The 18,220-nt window shown below is 72.2% G+C and carries 15 protein-coding genes; 6 read left to right on the forward strand and 9 right to left on the reverse strand.

Going from position 1 to position 18,220, the window contains the following annotated elements:
• Positions 1-65 precede the first annotated feature (65 nt).
• Entirely contained in the window at positions 66-1,049 is a 984-nt protein-coding gene (locus tag IE287_RS18365) for an ABC transporter ATP-binding protein (RefSeq protein ID WP_229883567.1), read from the reverse strand.
• 11 nt (positions 1,050-1,060) lie between these two features.
• Positions 1,061-2,350 carry an NYN domain-containing protein gene (locus IE287_RS18370; RefSeq protein ID WP_189850159.1) on the reverse strand — a complete coding sequence of 430 codons (1,290 nt, stop codon included), beginning with the start codon at positions 2,348-2,350 and terminating at the stop codon, positions 1,061-1,063.
• A 235-nt stretch (positions 2,351-2,585) separates the two neighbouring features.
• On the opposite strand from IE287_RS18370, the gene IE287_RS18375 reads away from it, so the two are divergent.
• A complete protein-coding gene (locus tag IE287_RS18375) occupies positions 2,586-2,756 on the forward strand; it encodes a hypothetical protein (protein WP_170313797.1) in 171 nt (56 codons plus the stop codon).
• 72 nt (positions 2,757-2,828) lie between these two features.
• Here the strand turns inward: IE287_RS18375 and dnaE are convergent, their stop codons facing one another.
• Positions 2,829-6,368, reverse strand: coding sequence for a DNA polymerase III subunit alpha (dnaE, locus tag IE287_RS18380; RefSeq protein WP_189850160.1), 3,540 nt, complete (start codon positions 6,366-6,368; stop codon positions 2,829-2,831).
• Positions 6,369-6,561: 193 nt separating this feature from the next.
• Between dnaE and IE287_RS18385 the strand changes: the two genes are divergently transcribed.
• The 5 genes from IE287_RS18385 to IE287_RS18405 all read left to right on the forward strand — a co-directional run bounded on the left by IE287_RS18385 (position 6,562) and on the right by IE287_RS18405 (position 12,638).
• Positions 6,562-7,887: a DUF2252 domain-containing protein gene (locus tag IE287_RS18385; protein WP_189850161.1), complete on the forward strand. Its 1,326-nt coding sequence runs from the start codon at positions 6,562-6,564 to the stop codon at positions 7,885-7,887.
• 61 nt (positions 7,888-7,948) lie between these two features.
• Positions 7,949-8,632: a hypothetical protein gene (locus IE287_RS18390; protein WP_189850162.1), complete on the forward strand. Its 684-nt coding sequence runs from the start codon at positions 7,949-7,951 to the stop codon at positions 8,630-8,632.
• A gap of 50 nt (positions 8,633-8,682) precedes the next feature.
• Positions 8,683-9,498 carry a DsbA family protein gene (locus IE287_RS18395; RefSeq protein WP_189850163.1) on the forward strand — a complete coding sequence of 272 codons (816 nt, stop codon included), beginning with the start codon at positions 8,683-8,685 and terminating at the stop codon, positions 9,496-9,498.
• A 146-nt stretch (positions 9,499-9,644) separates the two neighbouring features.
• The gene (locus tag IE287_RS18400; RefSeq protein WP_189850164.1) at positions 9,645-11,297 is read left to right on the forward strand and encodes an alkaline phosphatase D family protein; all 1,653 of its coding nucleotides are present in this window, start codon (positions 9,645-9,647) and stop codon (positions 11,295-11,297) included.
• A gap of 381 nt (positions 11,298-11,678) precedes the next feature.
• Complete coding sequence (locus IE287_RS18405) at positions 11,679-12,638, forward strand: zinc metalloprotease (RefSeq protein WP_189850165.1); 960 nt, start codon at positions 11,679-11,681, stop codon at positions 12,636-12,638.
• 85 nt (positions 12,639-12,723) lie between these two features.
• On the opposite strand, the gene IE287_RS18410 is transcribed toward IE287_RS18405, so the two are convergent.
• From IE287_RS18410 to IE287_RS18435, 6 genes are all read right to left on the reverse strand, one after another.
• Positions 12,724-13,305: a dienelactone hydrolase family protein gene (locus tag IE287_RS18410; protein WP_189850166.1), complete on the reverse strand. Its 582-nt coding sequence runs from the start codon at positions 13,303-13,305 to the stop codon at positions 12,724-12,726.
• A gap of 48 nt (positions 13,306-13,353) precedes the next feature.
• Entirely contained in the window at positions 13,354-14,940 is a 1,587-nt protein-coding gene (locus IE287_RS18415; protein ID WP_189850167.1) for a Na+/H+ antiporter, read from the reverse strand.
• Positions 14,941-15,105: 165 nt separating this feature from the next.
• A complete protein-coding gene (locus IE287_RS18420; RefSeq protein WP_189850168.1) occupies positions 15,106-15,573 on the reverse strand; it encodes a GNAT family N-acetyltransferase in 468 nt (155 codons plus the stop codon).
• Positions 15,570-16,511 carry an RluA family pseudouridine synthase gene (locus IE287_RS18425; RefSeq protein WP_189850169.1) on the reverse strand — a complete coding sequence of 314 codons (942 nt, stop codon included), beginning with the start codon at positions 16,509-16,511 and terminating at the stop codon, positions 15,570-15,572. Before IE287_RS18425 ends, IE287_RS18420 begins: the two co-directional genes overlap by 4 nt.
• A gap of 43 nt (positions 16,512-16,554) precedes the next feature.
• On the reverse strand, positions 16,555-17,133 hold the full coding sequence (gene lspA, locus IE287_RS18430; protein ID WP_189850170.1) for a signal peptidase II: 579 nt from the start codon (positions 17,131-17,133) through the stop codon (positions 16,555-16,557).
• 112 nt (positions 17,134-17,245) lie between these two features.
• Positions 17,246-18,091, reverse strand: coding sequence for a TraR/DksA family transcriptional regulator (locus tag IE287_RS18435; RefSeq protein WP_189850171.1), 846 nt, complete (start codon positions 18,089-18,091; stop codon positions 17,246-17,248).
• Between the last annotated feature and the right edge of the window lie 129 nt (positions 18,092-18,220).

Consider the following 18,220-nt stretch of genomic DNA (forward strand, 5'->3'; position numbering starts at 1 on the left):
CCTGGGGGTGACGTGCGGCAGGTGGGAGGTCACGCCGGGGGTGCGGAAGGGGTGCGGGAGGTGGTTCACGCCTTCACCAGTCCTTCGCGGGCGGCGCCGCCGAGGGCGAGGTAGACGTCCTCCAGGCTGGGCGTGGCGAGGGTGAAGTCGTCGAGGGCCGCGAAGGCGGCGCCGCCGGTGACGACCGCGACGGCGGCGCGGGCCGCGTCGGGGGCGAGGCGGAGGACCCAGCGGCGGCCGGTCTCCCGGGCCGACGCGCGCAGGGCGGCGATCTCGGGGAGGTCGAGCGGGGCGGCGTCGCGCCAGACCAGCTCGACGCGGACCTCGTCGGCGACACGTTCCTTCAGCCCGGCGGGGGTGTCGCAGGCGATCACCCGGCCGCGGTCGAGGACGGCGACCCGGTCGAGGACGGTCTCGGCCTCGATGACGTTGTGGGTGACGAGGAGGACGGTGGTGCCGTGCTCGGCGCGGCGCCGGTCGACGGCGGCCCAGACGGCCCGGCGGGCGACCGGGTCCATGCCGGTGGTGGGCTCGTCGAGGACGAGGACGGGCCGATGGCCGACGAGGGCGGCGGCGAGGCAGGCGAGCCTGCGCTGCCCGCCGGAGAGCTTCTTGAGGGGGCGGCCGGCCAGCTCGCCGAGGCCCAGCTCGTCGAGGACGGCGTCCCGCTCGGCGCGGGCGTCGGCGGCGGTGAGGCCGCGCAGCCGGCCGGTGGTCTCGGCGGCGAGGGCGACGGTCAGCTCGTCGAGCGCGGTGGACTCCTGGCCGAGGTGGGCGAGGAGGCGGGCGGCGCGCTCGGGGTGGCGGACCAGGTCGTGGCCGAGGAGCGTGACGGTGCCGGAGTCGGGGCGCATCAGCCCGGTCAGCTGGCGGACCAGGGTGGACTTGCCGGCCCCGTTGGGTCCGAGCAGGCCGAAGATCTCGCCGCCGCGCACGTCGAGGCTGACCCCGTCGGTGGCCCGCACCTCCGGGGTCGCGGGCGTGCCCCGCCCGCCGCGCGTGGCGGGGTACGTCTTGACCAGATCCCGCACCACGCACACCGTACTCACGGGGGGAGAGCCTACGGGGTCGCCGATCCGGCTCCGGGCGCGGGGGCGTGTTCGGCGGCGGCGCGGACGTCGATCTCGCGCCAGAATCCGGCGCGGATGGCGTAGCGGTCGTGCTCGTCGATCTGGTCGTCCTTGTGGGCGAGGAGGCCGAACCGGGCGGCGTAGCGGAGGAGTTCGCCGTCGATGCGGTGCGGGATCCGGGGGTACAGGACGGAGAGGCGCTGGACGTGGCTCTGCTCGGGGAGCCGCTCCAGCCACCGCCGGGCGAACACCTGGCCGACCTCGAAGGGGTCGCCGCCGACGGTGGTGATGTCGTCCTCGCGGTCGGCCCAGCGCTGCTCGGCGCTGGTGAGCTGGGCGAGGGTGGGCAGCGAGGCGGTCTCGGGGGGCTCGCCGAGCGCGGTCGCCGGCCGCTCGACCCAGCCCCGGTCGGAGGACCAGCGCAGGGCGCTGGCCTGCGGGGGCGCCGTGGGCTGCGGGGCGGCGGGGCGCAGTCCGGCGAGGTCCTTGGGGGTGGGGACGGCCCGGCCCGCGGCGGGCGGCGGCACCGGGTGGCCGTGCCCGCCGGGGGCGGGCACGGGGGGCCCGTCGGGGGCCGGGGTGCCGTTGCGCAGGCCGGCGGCCGCGGCGGCGGCCTCCGCGGCCCGCTCGGCGGAGGCGAGGGCGGCCTCGGGCAGCGGTGCGGAGAGGATGGCGGCGATCTCGGGGCGGGGCACCGGCGGCGGGACGCAGACACCGGTGAGGTCCTTGGCGCGGACGGCCCGGGTGATCCAGGTCCGGTCGAGGACCCGGCGCTCGTCGGCCTCGGCGACCAGGTCCTCGGACTGGTTGTAGTCGCCGTCGGCGGCCTGGACGGCCCAGAGGTGGACGGCGACGCCGTGCTCCTTGGCCGACATCAGGCCGGGCAGCAGGTCGCCGTCGCCGGTGACGAGGACGATGTCGGTGCAGGCGCGGTTGCGGGCCAGCTCGGTGAGCTCGGTGTGCATGGCCGCGTCGACGCCCTTCTGGGCCCAGCGTCCGTCGCTGCGGGTCAGGGCGCCCAGCCGGACGGTGACCCGGGGCATCACGCGCAGCCTGCGGTGCTCGGGCTGGGGCACCCGGTCGGGGGCGCCGTCGAACCAGTAGATCCGCAGGAGCGGGAGGCCGGTCTCGTCCTCGGCCCGCTCCCTCAGCTGCCGGATGAGGCCGGCGTGGTCCACGCTGATGCGGGAGCGGGCCGGTTCTCCGGCGAGCAGGGTGGCGGCGGCCCCCAGCAGATAGCCGGCGTCCACCAGGACGACGCATCGGTCCACGCGCTCCACCCTCTTTCGGATCTCGGCCGGACTCGGGATCTCGGGTCTTCCGGGTCGTGTCGAGTCTGCCCGACGGCCGGGGGGTTGACGGCCGGAACTGGATCATCGGCGTGGCGGAGTGACGGCCCGCCTCCGCCGGGGGCTCCCTCACCCACCGTAATGATCCAACATGCGGCGGTTTCTCCCGTATGTGAGTCTGACAGCGGCTTTGGCCCCCAGATCCCTTCGAGGAGGCATCATCCCCATGGCCAAGAACCGCAACCAGAACCGTCAGAAGCAGCAGTCGCCGGCCGAGCGCGGTGCCCAGCAGGCGCAGCAGTCGTCGATGGAGTCACAGGCCGAGAGCCGCGCCTCCCAGGTCACCCCCGGTGACATGGCGCGGAAGGGCCGTCAGAAGCGCTTCGGCCACAACTGACGCCCGCAGGACGGCAAAGGGGCGCGCCCGTGACGACGGGCGCGCCCCTTGCGCGTGTGCGCGTGCGCGCGGTCAGCCCGCGAGGCAGGAGGGGCCGAGCAGCACCTTCAGGTCGCCGAAGAGGGCGGGGTCGGCCGTGACGCGGTGCCGGTCGAGGCGGAGCACGGTGGTGGAGCGGGGGCCCTGGAGCTTGATCCGCACCTCCGTGTTGCCCTTGTGGTGGCGGAGGATCTCGTCCAGTCGGCTCACCATCGGCGGAGTGACCTTGAGCGCCGGGATGGTGAGGATCACCGGGGCGTTGGCCCCGGCGTTGGAGAGGTCGGGGACCATCAGCTCCATGGCGACCAGACGGGGGACGTCCTCGCGCTTGTCGAGCCGGCCCTTGACGAAGACGACGGCGTCCTCGACGAGCTGGGTGGAGACCAGCTGGTAGGTGGCCGGGAAGAACATGCACTCGATGGAGCCGGCGAGGTCCTCGACGGTGGCGATGGCCCAGGCGTTGCCCTGCTTGGTCATCTTGCGCTGGAGGCCGGAGATGATGCCGCCGATGGTGACGACGGCGCCGTCGGCGTGCTCGCCGCCGGTGAGCTGGGAGATGCCGGCGTCGGTCTTGTCGGAGAGGACGTGCTCCAGGCCGAAGAGCGGGTGGTCGGAGACGTACAGGCCCAGCATCTCGCGCTCCTGCGCGAGCAGGTAGGTCTTGTCCCACTCGTCCTCGGTGAAGGTGACGTCGAGGCCGAAGCCGGGCTCGCTGCTGTCCTCCTCGCCCATGCCGCCGAAGAGGTCGAACTGGCCCTCGGCCTCCTTGCGCTTGACCGCCACCACGTTGTCGATCATGGGTTCGTGCTGGGCGACCAGGCCCTTGCGGGTGTGGCCCATGGTGTCGAAGGCGCCGGCCTTGATCAGCGACTCGACGGTCCGCTTGTTGCAGACCACGGCCTCGACCTTGTCGAGGAAGTCGGGGAAGGTGGCGTACTTCCCCTTGGCCTTGCGGCTCTTGATGATCGACTCGACGACGTTGGAGCCGACGTTCCGGACGGCGGTGAGGCCGAAGAGGATGACGTCGTCGCCCTGGGCGGCGAAGTTCGACTCCGACTCGTTCACGTTCGGCGGGAGGACCTTGATGCCCATGCGGCGGCACTCGTTGAGGTAGACCGCGGACTTGTCCTTGTCGTCCTTGACCGAGGTCAGCAGGCCCGCCATGTACTCGGCGGGGTAGTTCGCCTTGAGGTAGGCGGTCCAGTAGGAGACCAGGCCGTACGCGGCGGAGTGGGCCTTGTTGAAGGCGTAGCCGGCGAAGGGGACCAGGACGTCCCAGAGGGCCTTGATGGCCGCGTCGCTGAAGCCCTTCTTCTTGGCTCCGGCCTCGAAGATCACGAAGTTCTTCGCCAGCTCGTCGGGCTTCTTCTTGCCCATCACGCGGCGGAGGATGTCGGCCTCGCCGAGCGAGTAGCCGGCGATGATCTGGGCGGCCTTCTGCACCTGCTCCTGGTAGACGATCAGGCCGTAGGTGACCGCCAGGACCTCCTGGAGGGGCTCCTCCAGCTCCGGGTGGATCGGGGTGATCTCCTGCTGCCCGTTCTTGCGCAGGGCGTAGTTCGTGTGCGAGTTCATGCCCATCGGGCCCGGGCGGTAGAGCGCGGACACGGCGGAGATGTCTTCGAAGTTGTCGGGCTTCATCAGGCGGAGCAGGGACCGCATGGGGCCGCCGTCGAACTGGAAGACGCCGAGGGTGTCGCCGCGCTGGAGCAGTTCGAAGGTCTTGGGGTCGTCCAGCGGCAGGGCCAGGAGGTCGAGCTCGATCCCCTTGTTGGCCTTCACCATCTTGACGGCGTCGTCCATGATCGTGAGGTTGCGCAGGCCGAGGAAGTCCATCTTCAGCAGGCCGAGCGACTCGCACTGCGGGTAGTCCCACTGCGTGATGGTGACGCCGTCGGTGTGCCGCACCCAGATCGGGGCGTGGTCGACGATCGGCTCGCTGGACATGATCACGCCGGCGGCGTGCACGCCCATCTGGCGGACCAGGCCCTCGACGCCCTTGGCGGTGTCGATGACCTTCTTCACGTCCGGCTCGTTCTCGTACATCGCCCGGATCTCGCCCGCCTCGCCGTAGCGCGGGTGGGTGGGGTTGGTGATGCCGTCGAGGTCGATGCCCTTGCCGAGGACGTCGGCGGGCATGGCCTTGGTGAGCCGGTCGCCCATGGCGTACGGGTAGCCGAGGACGCGCGCGGAGTCCTTGATGGCGTTCTTGGCCTTGATCTTGCCGTAGGTGCCGATCATGGCGACCTTGTCGGCGCCGTACTTCTCGGTGACGTACCGGATCACCTCGACGCGCCGGCGCTCGTCGAAGTCGATGTCGACGTCGGGCATGGAGATGCGCTCGGGGTTGAGGAAGCGCTCGAAGATCAGGCCGTGCGGGATGGGGTCGAGGTCGGTGATGCCCATGGCGTACGCGACGATCGAGCCGGCCGCGGAGCCTCGGCCGGGGCCCACGGCGATGCCCTGGCTCTTCGCCCACATGATGAAGTCGGCGACGACGAGGAAGTAGCCGGGGAAGCCCATCGAGATGATGGTGTCCATCTCGTACTCGACCTGCTTCATGCGGTCGTCCGGGATGCCGCCGGGGAAGCGCCGGTGCATGCCCTTCATGGTCTCCTCGCGGAACCAGGTGACCTCGGTGTAGCCCTCCGGGATGTCGAACCTGGGCATGAGGTTCTTCGCCTCGAACATGCCGGCGGTGTCGATCTGCTGGGCGACCAGGAGGGTGTTGGCGCACCCCTCCTGCCAGGCGTCCGAGGAGTCGATGGCGTACATCTCGTCCGTGGACTTCAGGTAGTAGCCGGTGCCGTCGAACTTGAAGCGGTCCGGGTCGGAGAGGTTCTTGCCGGTCTGGATGCAGAGCAGGGCGTCGTGGGCGGTGGCCTCGTGCGCGTAGGTGTAGTGCGAGTCGTTGGTGACCAGCGGCGGGATGCCGAGCTTCTTGCCGATCTCCAGGAGGCCGTCGCGGACCCGGCGCTCGATCTCGATGCCGTGGTCCATCAGCTCCAGGAAGTAGCGGTCCTTGCCGAAGATGTCCTGGTACTCGGAGGCCGACTTCAGGGCCTCGTCGAACTGGCCGAGGCGGAGCCTGGTCTGGAGCTCGCCGGAGGGGCAGCCGGTGGAGGCGATCAGCCCCTCCGACCACTGGGAGATGGTCTCCTTGTCCATCCGGGGCCACTTCTGGAGCCAGCCCTCGGCGTAGGCGTCGGAGGAGAGCCTGAAGAGGTTGTGCAGTCCGGTGGCGTTCGCCGCCCAGATCGTCTTGTGGGTGTAGCCGCCGGAGCCGGAGACGTCGTCCCGCTTCTGGTGGGGCTGGCCCCACTGGATCTTGCGCTTGTTCCGCCGGGACTCGGGGGCGACGTACGCCTCGATACCGATGATCGGCGTCACGCCCGCCTTCTTCGCCGTGTGGAAGAAGTCGTACGCGCCGTGCAGGTTGCCGTGGTCGGACATGGCGATGTGGGTCATGCCCATCTCGTTGCACGCGTTGAACATGTCCTTCAGCCGCGCGGCACCGTCCAGCAGGGAGTACTGGGTGTGGACGTGGAGGTGCGTGAAGGGCGGCTTGGTCACGGGGGGTGCCTCCGGCGATGCTGCGATCCTCTGGGGAGCGACCCCAGACCCCCGCGATCCGGGGGGACAGCGTCGAAGTCTACGTCGCACGAGTGACAGGAGTCGGGCACCGGGCGGTACGGTCACGCGTTGTGAGTCAGGGAACACCTGTCCCATTTGTCCGCGCCCCGCCCCGTACCAGGAGGCACCTTCGATGTCGGTCCCCCAGCCCACCGCCGCCGAGCGCGGTGAGCAGATCCTCGGCGTCTTCGACACCGCCTTCGGCGAGCTGCTCGCCGCCGACCCGGCCGCCTTCAGGGTCAAGTTCCGGAAGATGGCCGGCTCCGCCTTCGCCTTCTACCGGGGCACCGCCTGCCTCTTCTACGAGGACCTGGAGGAGGAGGCCCTGGGCGGCCCGTTCCTCGACGGGCGGACCGGCCGGGTGTGGATCCACGGCGATCTGCACGCGGAGAACTTCGGCACCTACATGGACGCCAACGGGCGCCTGATCTTCAACGTGAACGACTTCGACGAGGCGTACGTCGGCCCCTTCACCTGGGACCTCAAGAGGCTCGCCGCCTCCCTCGCCCTGATCGGCTACGCCAAGGCCCTGAGCGACGCGCAGATCACCCACCTGGTCCGGGTCTACGCCGCGGCCTACCGGGAGCGGATCCACGCCCTGGCCGGCGGCGCCCAGGGGGACGAGGTGCCCGGCTTCACCCTGGAGACCGCCGACGGGGCGCTCCTCGGGGCGCTGCGCCAGGCCCGCGCGATGACCCGTTTCGGGCTGCTCGACTCGATGACCGCGGTCCGGGAGTACGAGCGCCGCTTCGCGCCGGGCGGCGGGGCGATCGAGCTGGACGCGGCGACCCGGTACAAGGTGCTGACCGCCTTCGACGCCTACCTGGAGACCCTGCCGGAGGCGAGCCGGGTCCGCCCCGACTCGTACCGCGTGAAGGACGTGGTCGGCCGGCGCGGCATCGGCATCGGCTCGGCCGGACTCCCCTCGTACAACCTCCTGCTGGAGGGGCACAGCGACGCCCTGGAGAACGACGTCGTGATCTACATGAAGCAGGCGCAGACCCCGGCGGTCTCGCGGCACGTCACCGATCCCGAGGTGCGGGGCTACTTCCGGCACGAGGGGCACCGCACGGTGATCTCGCAGCGGGCGCTCCAGGCGCACGCCGACCCGTGGCTGGGGTGGACGGAGCTGGACGGCTCCGGGCAGCTGGTCGCCGAGGTGTCCCCGTACGCGGTCGACCTGGACTGGTCGGACATCGACGACCCGCAGGACATCGCGGCGACCGTGGCGGACCTGGGCCGGGCGACCGCGACCATGCACGCGGCGGCGGACGAGTCCAGCGGCCACTCGCTGGTGGCGTTCTCCACGGAGCGGGCCATCGACGCGGCGATCGCCGCCGACGAGGAGGGCTTCACGGAGCTCCTGGTGGACTTCGCCCACGCCTACGGGGCACGCGCGCGCGAGGACCACCAGATCTTCGTGGACCTCTTCCGCAACGGCCGGATCCCGGGGCTGTAACCGGATCCACAGCTCCTCCTTAGGGACCCCTTACGACCCGTCGTGGCAGACTCGTCCGACGATGGACATGGCAGGGACGCGGCTGAGGGCGCTGCGGGCAGCGGTCTTCACGGCACTGGTCGTGGCGCTGTCCGTGGCCTCGCACGTCCTGCTCTCGGGGGTCCCGCTGCCGCTGGGCACGGTCGTGCCGGTCGCCGCCGGCGTCTTCGCCGTGGCGTACGCGCTGGCCGGCCGGGAGCGCGGCTTCGGCCCGATCGCGGGGCTGCTCGTCCCGCTGGAGCTGGCCGCCGACACGCTCTTCACCTCCGGCCAGGCGGTCTGCTACGGCCCCGCGGGCGGGCCGGTCGCCGGGGCGCTGCGGTCGTTCGGGGTGGAGGTGCTCTGCGGCGGCGCCGTGGGGACCCCGCTGCCCGGGGTCGCGGCGCCCGAGAGCGGGGCCGCGGCGGTGCTCGCCTCCCCCGATCCGGCGCTGCCCTGGCTGCTGCTCGGCGCCCACGTGCTGGTCGGCCTCACGGCGGCCGCCTGGCTGCGCGGCGGGGAGCGGGCGCTGGTGCGGCTGCTCGGCGCGGTGGCCGCCTGCGCCTTCCGGCCGCTGGAGCTCCTCGTGGCCCTGGCGGGCACGGCCCGCCCCCGGACGGCGGGTCCGGCGCGTCCGGAGCCCCGGCCGCGCCCGTCGCGGACGCGGCTGCTCGTGCACTCCGTGGGACGGCGGGGGCCGCCGCGGGGAGCGCTCGCTCTCGTCTGAGCGCACGCCTTCCCCTGCCCCGCCCCGCTTCATCCCGGAGACACACGATCATGAGTGCACGCAACAACCACGCCAACAAGGCCGCCGCCCGCGAACGTCTGCGCGCGGAGCGCGAGGCCCGGGCGAAGAAGGACCGGGTCCGCCGGCAGCTGGTCGTCGGCGTCTCGGCGGTGGCCGTGCTCGCCGCCGCCGGCGGCATCGGCTACGCGGTCGTCCAGGCCAACCAGCCCACCGCCTGGGAGACCGCGGCCGACGCCAGGACGGTCACGGCCCCGAAGAACACCGAGGGCGAGAACGGCACCACCGTCGTCGTCGGCAAGGCGTCGGCGAAGAAGACCCTGGAGCTGTACGAGGACTCGCGCTGCCCGGTCTGCGCGACCTTCGAGCAGTCGGTCGGCTCCACCGTCGAGAAGGACGTCGAGGCCGGCAAGTACAAGGTCAAGTACGTCGGCGCGACCTTCATCGACGACATGGACCGGGGTGAGGGCTCGAAGAACGCCCTGTCGGCGCTGGGCGCGGCGCTCGACGTGAGCCCGGAGGCCTTCCTGAAGTACAAGGCCGCCCTCTACTCCGCGCAGTGGCACCCGGAGGAGAGCGAGGACAAGTTCGCGAAGGACTCCTACCTCCTGGAGGTCGCGGACACGGTCCCGGCGCTGAAGGGCAACGCCGCCTTCAGGAAGCACGTGGAGGACGGCACCTTCGACGCCTGGGCGATGAAGATGTCGAAGGCCTTCGACGACAGCGGCGTGACGGGCACGCCGACGCTGAGGATGGACGGCAAGACCCTGACCGCCCAGGGCTCGCAGAACCCGCCGCTGACGGTCGAGGAGTTCAACGCCGCGCTCACCCCGGTGCTCGGCGGCTGACGCCTCCGCCCCCCGCTCCCCCGGTCCGCGCGGACCGGGGGACGAAGGGGACATCCGGACGTCGTCGTGAGCGGCGGGCGAAACTCCGGAGAACTTTCCGGTTTCCGCCTGTCAACCTTTTCTACCCGTCAGTAATCTGACTGGCCGTGACCAGTCACTCCCTCTCTCCCGCCCCCACGCGGCGCACGGTCGTCAAGGCCGCCGCCGCCTCCGCCGTCGCCACCCCCGCGCTGCTCGGCGCGGGCGCCGCACCGGCCCTCGCGGACGCCCCTGCGCCCGCCTTCCCGCACGGCGTCGCCTCGGGCGACCCGCTGCCCGACGGCGTCCTGCTGTGGACGCGCGTCACCCCCTCCCCCGAGGCCGTCCCCGGCTCCGGGCTCGGCGCGGACGTCCGCGTCGACTGGGAGGTGGCCGAGGACCGCTCCTTCGCCCGGGTCGTGGCCGCCGGTTCGGCCACGGCCGGCGCCGCCTCCGACCACACGGTCAAGGCCGACGTCCGGGGCCTGCGCCCGTCCACCGCCTACTTCTTCCGCTTCACCGCCGGCACCGCCGTCTCGGCCACCGGCCGGACCCGCACCGCGCCGGCGGCCGACTCCGCCGTGCCGGGCGTCCGCTTCGGCGTGGTGTCCTGCGCCAACTACGAGGCCGGCCACTTCTCCGCGTACCGCCACCTCGCGGCCCGCGCCGACCTGGACGCGATCCTGCACCTGGGCGACTACCTCTACGAGTACGCGAGCGGGGTCTACCCGGAGGCGAAGGACACCGTCCGCACCCACGAACCGCGCCACGAGATCGTGTCACTGGCCGATTACCGCACCCGGCACGGCCGGTACAAGACGGACCCGGACCTCCAGGCGCTGCACGCGGCCCACCCGGTGGTGGCGATCTGGGACGACCACGAGTTCGCCAACGACGCCTGGACCGGCGGGGCCGAGAACCACACCCCCGGCGCCGAGGGCGACTGGGCCGCCCGGGTCGCCGCCGCCAAGCGGGCCTACTTCGAGTGGATGCCGGTCCGCGCCTCCACCGAGGGCACGGTCTTCCGGCGGATCCGTTTCGGCCGACTGGCCGATCTGCACCTGCTCGACCTGCGCTCCTTCCGCTCCGCCCCGGCGAAGACCGGGTCCGGCACGGTCGACGACCCCGAGCGTTCGATCACCGGCCGCGCGCAGCTGGACTGGCTGAAGTCCGGCCTGGCCGGTTCGGACGCCGCCTGGCAGCTGGTCGGCACCTCGGTGATGATCTCGCCGGTCGCCTTCGGCTCGCTGCCGGCGCACCTGCTCGAACCCCTCGCCGAGCTGCTCGGGCTGCCGGCCGAGGGGATCGCGGTCAACGTCGACCAGTGGGACGGCTTCACCGACGACCGCAAGGAGCTGCTGGCCCATCTGAGCTCCCGGGCGATCCGGAACACCGTCTTCCTGACCGGTGACATCCACATGGCCTGGGCCAACGACGTGCCGGCCAGGGCGGCCACGTACCCGCTCTCCGCCTCGGTGGCCACCGAGTTCGTGGTCACGTCGGTGACCTCGGACAACCTGGACGACATGCTGAACGTGGCTCCGGGCACCCTCTCGGTGGTGGCCGCGGGCGCGGTGAGGGCGGCCAACCGGCACGTGAAGTGGGTGGACATGGACCACCACGGCTACGGCGTCCTCGACGTGACGGCCGCGCGCTCGCAGATGGACTACTACACGGTCTCCGACAAGCGCGATCCGGCCGCGACGGCCTCGTGGGCGCGCTCCTACCGGACGCTCAGCGGCTCGCAGCGCGTCGAGCGGGTCCACCAGCCCGTCGTCTGATCGACGCCTGGTCGACTCCTGACGGCCGGGCGGCCGATACCTGCCCGCCCCCGACCGTCGATTTTCAGCCATGATTCCTTCTGTTAACGGAAGATCACATGGCTACGGCGGGTGGTGAATCCGGCCTCTCGAATCCGGACACACCACCCGCCACCGACACCACTTCGGTTACGTCGCCGTCTCAAACTCCGGAAGCCACACAAGATTTTCTTCCCGATGCACCGAATTGCCCCACGAATGATTGGGCCTGATCACCGCTCAACGGTGTCTGACATGGACGCGTAATCTCCCCGCCGTGGCGAGGAAGTACCTCCCACCACCCCCCGCGAGGAGTCACCTGTGCGTGCTCTTGTCCGTATATCGCCGCGTACCTCACGTCGTGTGCTCGGCACCGCCGTCCTGGCCGGAACCCTGGCCCTGGCGCCCTTCTCCGCCCCCGTCGTCGCCCAGGCCTCCCCCACCCTGGCCGGCGCCTCCGCCGAGGAGTGCGCCGACGACGCGGCGTCCCTGTCCGGAGCGCGCAAGTCGCGCGGCGCCGACACCCACGCCGCCGAGCCCAACGAGGTCTCCGCCTCCCAGGCCAAGGCCATGGACGAGGACCTGCGCAAGAAGCTGAGCGCCGCCAAGGCGAGCGGCCGGGTGAGCGCCCGGGCCGACGCCGCCGCCGCGGTCACCATCCCGGTGTACTTCCACGTCATCCACAGCGGCACGACGGGCAAGCTGTCCGCCACCCAGATCAACAACCAGATGGCGGTCCTCAACGCCGCCTACGGCGGCCAGGGCACCGGCAACGCCACCACCGGCTTCCAGTTCTCCCTGGCCGGGACCGACTACACGGACAACGCCACCTGGTACAACCTGACCTCCGGCTCCACCGCCGAGAAGCAGATGAAGCAGACCCTCCGCAAGGGCGGCGCCGGCGCGCTGAACTTCTACACCGCCAAGCTCGGCGGCGGTCTGCTCGGCTGGGCGACCTTCCCGACCTCGTACAACTCCAACCCGTCCATGGACGGCGTGGTCGTGCTCGACTCCTCCCTGCCGGGCGGCTCGGCGGCCAACTACGACGAGGGCGACACCGCCACCCACGAGGTCGGCCACTGGATGGGCCTCTACCACACCTTCCAGGGCGGCTGCAACGGCAACGGCGACTACGTCTCCGACACCCCGGCCGAGAAGTCCCCGGCCTACGAGTGCCCGACCGGTCGCGACTCCTGCGCCTCCAAGGCGGGCGTGGACCCGATCCACAACTTCATGGACTACACGTACGACTCCTGCATGTACCAGTTCACCGCCGGCCAGGTGACCCGGATGAACGACCACTGGACCGCGTACCGCGCCTGACGGCCCGTCCGCGCGCAGTGAGCGGCCCCCGGGGGGAACTCCCCCGGGGGCCGTCCCCGTCGGTCCTCCTCGCCGCCCGCCCGCGTCAGTCCTCCGCGTCGAGCCCGTCGAGGAAGTCGAGGGCGATCGCCCAGGTCCGCTCCGCCGCCTCGGCGTCCCAGTCCGGCAGCTCCGGGTCCGTGTACACGTGGCCGGCGCCCCGGTAGCGGTAGACCTCGACGTCCGCCCCGGCCTTCCGCATCTGGAGGTACCAGGCGGACAGCCAGTCGTCGGTCTCGAAGGGGTCGGGCTCGGCCACGTGCAGCTGGACCGGGAGCTCGTCCACCGACGCGTTCGGCGCGAGGTCCGAGGTGCCGTGGAGCAGCAGCAGGCCGCGCGCCTTCTCGTCGCCGAGCGCCAGGGTCTGGGCGACCGAGGCGCCGAAGGAGAAGCCCGCGTAGACGAGCCCGCGCTCCGAGTGGGGGGCGGCGGCCAGCACCGCGCGCTTCAGCAGCTCGTCGGAGCCGATGCCGTCCTTCTTCGCCATGCCCTCCTCGACCGAGTCGGTGGTCCAGCCGTCGAAGAGGTCGGGCACCCACACCCGGTGGCCGGCGGCCCGCAGCCGTTCGGCGGCGGCCTCGACCGCCGGGCGCACCCCGTGCACCGAGTGGAAAAGCATGATGTCCATGCCCGCCATCCTGCCACCCGCGGCCGACAGGCTCCCGGAAGCGGCAGGTCAGCGCAGCGAGCGAACGTCGAGCTGCCGCAGCACCCGGTCCACCACCTCGGGGTCGGCGCCCGGCTCGCTGCGCGCGGAGAGGACCGCGTGCCGCGCGGCGGACATCATCTCCCGCTGGATCGACTGGAGCTTCTTCACCCGCGCGACCCGCTCCGTGAAGGCGGCCCGCCGCTCCTCGTCCATCATGTCCGGGCTGATCCGCGCCCCGATGTCGAAGGCGCCCCGCTGGAGCCGCTCGGCGACCTCCTCGGGCAGCTCCTCGAACTCCTCGATCTCCTTCAGGCGCCGCTTGGCGGCCTTGGCGGCCCGGACCGCCAGCTCCCGCTCGAAGGCCCGCTCGGCGTCCGCGTCCGCCTTCACCCCGAGCCGGCGCACCAGCCAGGGCAGGGTGAGCCCCTGGACGACGAGGGTGGCCATGATCACGCAGAAGGCGATGAAGACCAGCTCGTCCCGGCCGGGGAAGGGGGAGCCGTCCTCGGTGGTCCGCGGGATGGCGAGGGCCAGCGCCACCGACGCCACCCCGCGCATCCCGGACCACCACATGACGACGGTCTCCCGCCAGCTCATCGGGATCTCCTCGGCCACGTCCCTGCGGTCGTGCAGCCGCTTCGCCAGCCAGGTGGCGGGCAGCAGCCACAGCAGCCGGACCCCGACGACCACGGCGACGACCGCGGCGCCCCAGCCGAGCATCTCGCCGACGCGGCCCTCCGCGACGCCGAAGACGTGGATCAGCTCCAGGCCGATGAGCCCGAAGGCGATGCCGGTGACCAGCGTGTCGACGACTTCCCAGAAGGTCTGCCCGGCGAGCCGGCCCATCACGTCGTCGGCGTCGACCGCGTACTCGGCGAGGAAGAGCGCGGTGACGAGGACCGCGAGCACGCCCGAGCCGTGCAGCTCCTCGGCGAGGACGTAGGAGACGAAGGGGACGAGGAGGGTGAGGCCGGTCTGGAGGGTGGCGTCGCCGAGGAAGCCGATGATCTTGTTGGTGACCCAGCCGAGCGCGAGGCCGACGGCGACCGCGACGACCGCGGAGAGGACCAGCTCGCCCAGCGCGCGGGGCCAGGAGAACTCGCCGCTCACCACGGCCGCGATGGCCACGTGGTAGAGCACGATCGCGGTGACGTCGTTGAAGAGTCCCTCCCCCTCCAGGATGGACACCAGGCGGCGGGGCAGCCCCAGCGAGCCCGCCACGGCGGTCGCGGCGACGGGGTCGGGCGGGGCGACCAGCGCGCCCAGCGCGAGCGCGGCGGCCAGCGGGATGCCGGGCACCAGCGCGTCCGCGACCGCGCCGACGGCGGCCGTGGTGACGAAGACCAGGGCCACCGCGAGCAGGAAGATCGGCCGCCGGTTCGCCGCGAACTGCCGCCAGGAGGTCCGCTGCACGGAGGCGTAGAGCAGCGGCGGGAGGACCAGCGGCAGGATGAACTCGGGCGGGATGTCGACGTTCGGCACGAAGGGCAGGAAGGCCAGCACGATCCCGAGGAGCGTCATCAGGACGGGGGCGGGCAGCCCGAGCCGGTCCCCCAGGGGGACGGTGAGCACGGCGCCGAGGAGCAGCAGGAACAGGAGGGCCAATTGATCCACGGGCCCACCCTGTCACGTACGTCCGTTTTGGCGGCCATTGCCCCCTTCCTGGGGGTAAATGTCCGCCGTGCTACGCGCGCGACGGGACGGCGCGCGGCCGCGTCGCCCGAGCGCCCGCCCGGTGGGGCAGGACGCCCCGGGGCGCCCGCCGCGTCGCCGGTGCGGCTACAGCGCCCGCCGCATCGCCCGGTGCGGGATCCCCGCGTCGGGGAACTCCCCGCCGTACGCCACGTAGCCCAGCCGCTCGTAGAAGCCGAGGGCGTGGGTCTGGGCGTGCAGGTCGACGGCGGTCAGCCCGCGCTCGCGGGCCGCCTCCTCGATCGCCCGGACGAGCGCCGCGCCGACCCCGAGGCCGCGCGCGTCCCCGGTGACCGCGAGCCGGCCGAGGGAGCCCACGGAGGCGTCCCCGCCGGTCTTGCCGACGGCGTCGGCGCCGTGCAGCAGCCGGCCGGTGCCGAGCGGCTCGCCGTCCTCGCGGACGGCGAGGACGTGCACCGCGGTGGAGTCGTACGCGTCGTACTCGAGCTCCCGCGGGACGCCCTGCTCCTCGACGAAGACCGTCCGGCGGACCGCGAAGCAGGCCTCCAGGTCGTCCTCGGCCACGGCCTCGCGGACCGCGTACGCCCCGCTCACCGGCTCTCCGCCTCGATGCGGTCCAGGGCGGTGCTCAGGTCGGCCGGGTAGGCGGACGCGAACTCGACCCACCGCCCGTCGCCGGGGTGCTCGAAGCCCAGGCGGACCGCGTGCAGCCACTGGCGGGTCAGCCCGAGCCGCTTGGCCATGGTCGGGTCGGCGCCGTAGGTGAGGTCGCCGACGCAGGGGTGGCGGTGGGCCGACATGTGCACCCGGATCTGGTGGGTGCGGCCGGTCTCCAGCTTGATGTCGAGCAGCGAGGCGGCCCGGTAGGCCTCGATCAGGTCGTAGTGGGTGACGGACGGCTTGCCGTCGGCGGTCACGGCCCACTTGTAGTCGTGGTTCGGGTGCCGGCCGATGGGCGCGTCGATGGTGCCGCTCAGCGGGTCCGGGTGGCCCTGGACCAGCGCGTGGTAGCGCTTGTCGACCGTGCGCTCCTTGAACTGGCGCTTGAGCGAGGTGTAGGCGTACTCCGACTTGGCGACCACCATCAGACCGGAGGTGCCGACGTCGAGCCGGTGCACGATGCCCTGGCGCTCGGCGGCGCCGGAGGTGGAGATCCGGTAGCCGGCGGCGGCGAGGCCGCCGATCACGGTGGTGCCGGTCCAGCCGGGGCTGGGGTGGGCCGCGACCCCGACCGGCTTGCCGATCACCACGATGTCGTCGTCGTCGTGGACGATCTCCATGCCCTCCACGGGCTCGGCGACGATCTGCACGGGCGCGGCCGCGCCCGGCATCTCGACCTCCAGCCACGCGCCGCCGCTCACCCGCTCGGACTTGCCGACGACGGCACCGTCGACCTGGACCTTCCCCGCGGCGGCGAGCTCGGCCGCCTTGGTGCGGGAAAACCCGAACATACGGGCGATGGCGGCGTCGACGCGCTCGCCCTCCAGGCCATCGGGAACGGGCAGGGTGCGGATCTCGGGACTCGTGCTCACCCGTCGAGTATGCCTTGTGCCGGGAGTGCTCGGTCCTGCGCGCTCAGTCCTTGTGGACGGTGCCGTCCGGGTCGAGGCCCCGGAAGGACAGGATGACGATCAGGATGCCGCCGCAGACGATCGCCGAGTCGGCGAGGTTGAAGACGGCGAAGTGGGCCGGGGCGATGAAGTCCACGACCGCGCCCTCGAAGACGCCCGGCGAGCGGAACAGCCGGTCGGTGAGGTTGCCGAGCGCGCCGCCGAGCAGCAGGCCCAGCGCGATCGCCCAGGGCAGGCTGTAGAGCTTGCGGGCCAGCCGGATGATCACCACGATGACGGCGGCCGCGATCACCGTGAAGACGATCGTGAAGGCCTCGCCCATGCCGAAGGCCGCGCCGGGGTTCCGGATCGCCTCGAAGCGGAGCAGGTCGCCGATGACCTTGACGGGCTCGCGGCCCTCCAGCTTCTCCACCACGACGATCTTGCTGCCGAGGTCGATCAGATAGGCGAGGACGGCCACCACGAAGAGCGCGACGATCCGCCGCTTGCCCCGGGGCTGTTCCTCGGACCGCTCCCCGGGGAGGGCCGAGTCCTCGGCTCCTGCTGAATCCGGCGTACCGATGACGCTCTCCGCCTCTGCCACGTGAGTGAGTCCCTCGTACCTCGTTGCCTGACCGTGCCCCGAGGGTACGGCACAGACGTGCGAGACCGGCAGCCCGTGCCACCGGCCCGCGCACGCCGGCCCCGGGGAGCGGCTAGCCGCGCCGCTCCTGCCGCTGCTTGTCCTCCACGCACAGGGTGGCGCGCGGGAAGGCCTGCATGCGCGCCTTCCCGATCGGCTTGCCGCAGATCTCGCAGAGGCCGTACGTGCCCGCGTCGAGCAGCTCCAGGGCGTGCTCGGTCTGCTCCAGCATCTCCCGCGCGTTCGCGGCCAGGGCCAGCTCGTGCTCGCGGGTGATGTTCTTGGTCCCGGTGTCGGCCTCGTCGTGGCCGGCGCCGTCGCCGGAATCGCGCATCAGACCGGTCAGCTCCTCCTGGGAGTGGACCAGCTCGCTGCGCAGCCGCAGCACCTCGGCCTGGAGCTCGCTGCGGGCCTCCGCGACCTCCTCCGGCGTCCAGGGCTCCTCGCCGGGCCGCACCGCGAGCTCCCCGGTGCGCGCCGGGGGCACGGCCGCCTCGTCGTCGGCGGTCGTGACGCCACCCGCGGTCTTCTTCGCTGCCACCGTCCTGGCTCCTGTCTGCTTCTTCGCGGCGGCCTTCCGGCCGACGGCCTTCTTCACGGTCTTCTTCCCACCCGAGGCCGCCTCGACCCCGTCCGCGCCCGCCTCCCCGGCGGACTCCTCCTTCGCGGCGGCCCTCTTCTTCGCCGGCGCCTTCTCGGCGGCGCTCTTCTTCGCGGCGGCCTTCCTCGCCGGTGCCCTCTTCGCGGCGGCCTTCTTCGCGGCGGCCTTCTTCGCGGGGGCCTTCGCGGCAGGGGCCTCCCCGTCCGCGGACACGGCCGCCGCCTCCTCCGGGGCCACGGGATCGCCCGGGGAACCGGCGGACCCGGAGTCCCCGGCGGTGGCCGGGGAGTGCTTCGCGGCGGTCTTCTTCGCCACCATGTCGCGGCCCCTTCACATTTTGTGATCTTGCTCGCGCATCGTGCTGGGACGATAAATCGGCACAAGCCGCGCGGCAACGGGGCACGCCGCCCCTTCCCCCCGCCCCGCACCCGCCCGGAGCCGCCCCCG

Origin of the sequence: Streptomyces omiyaensis, from assembly GCF_014650895.1 — a bacterium.
Classification (GTDB): Bacteria; Actinomycetota; Actinomycetes; order Streptomycetales; family Streptomycetaceae; genus Streptomyces; species Streptomyces omiyaensis.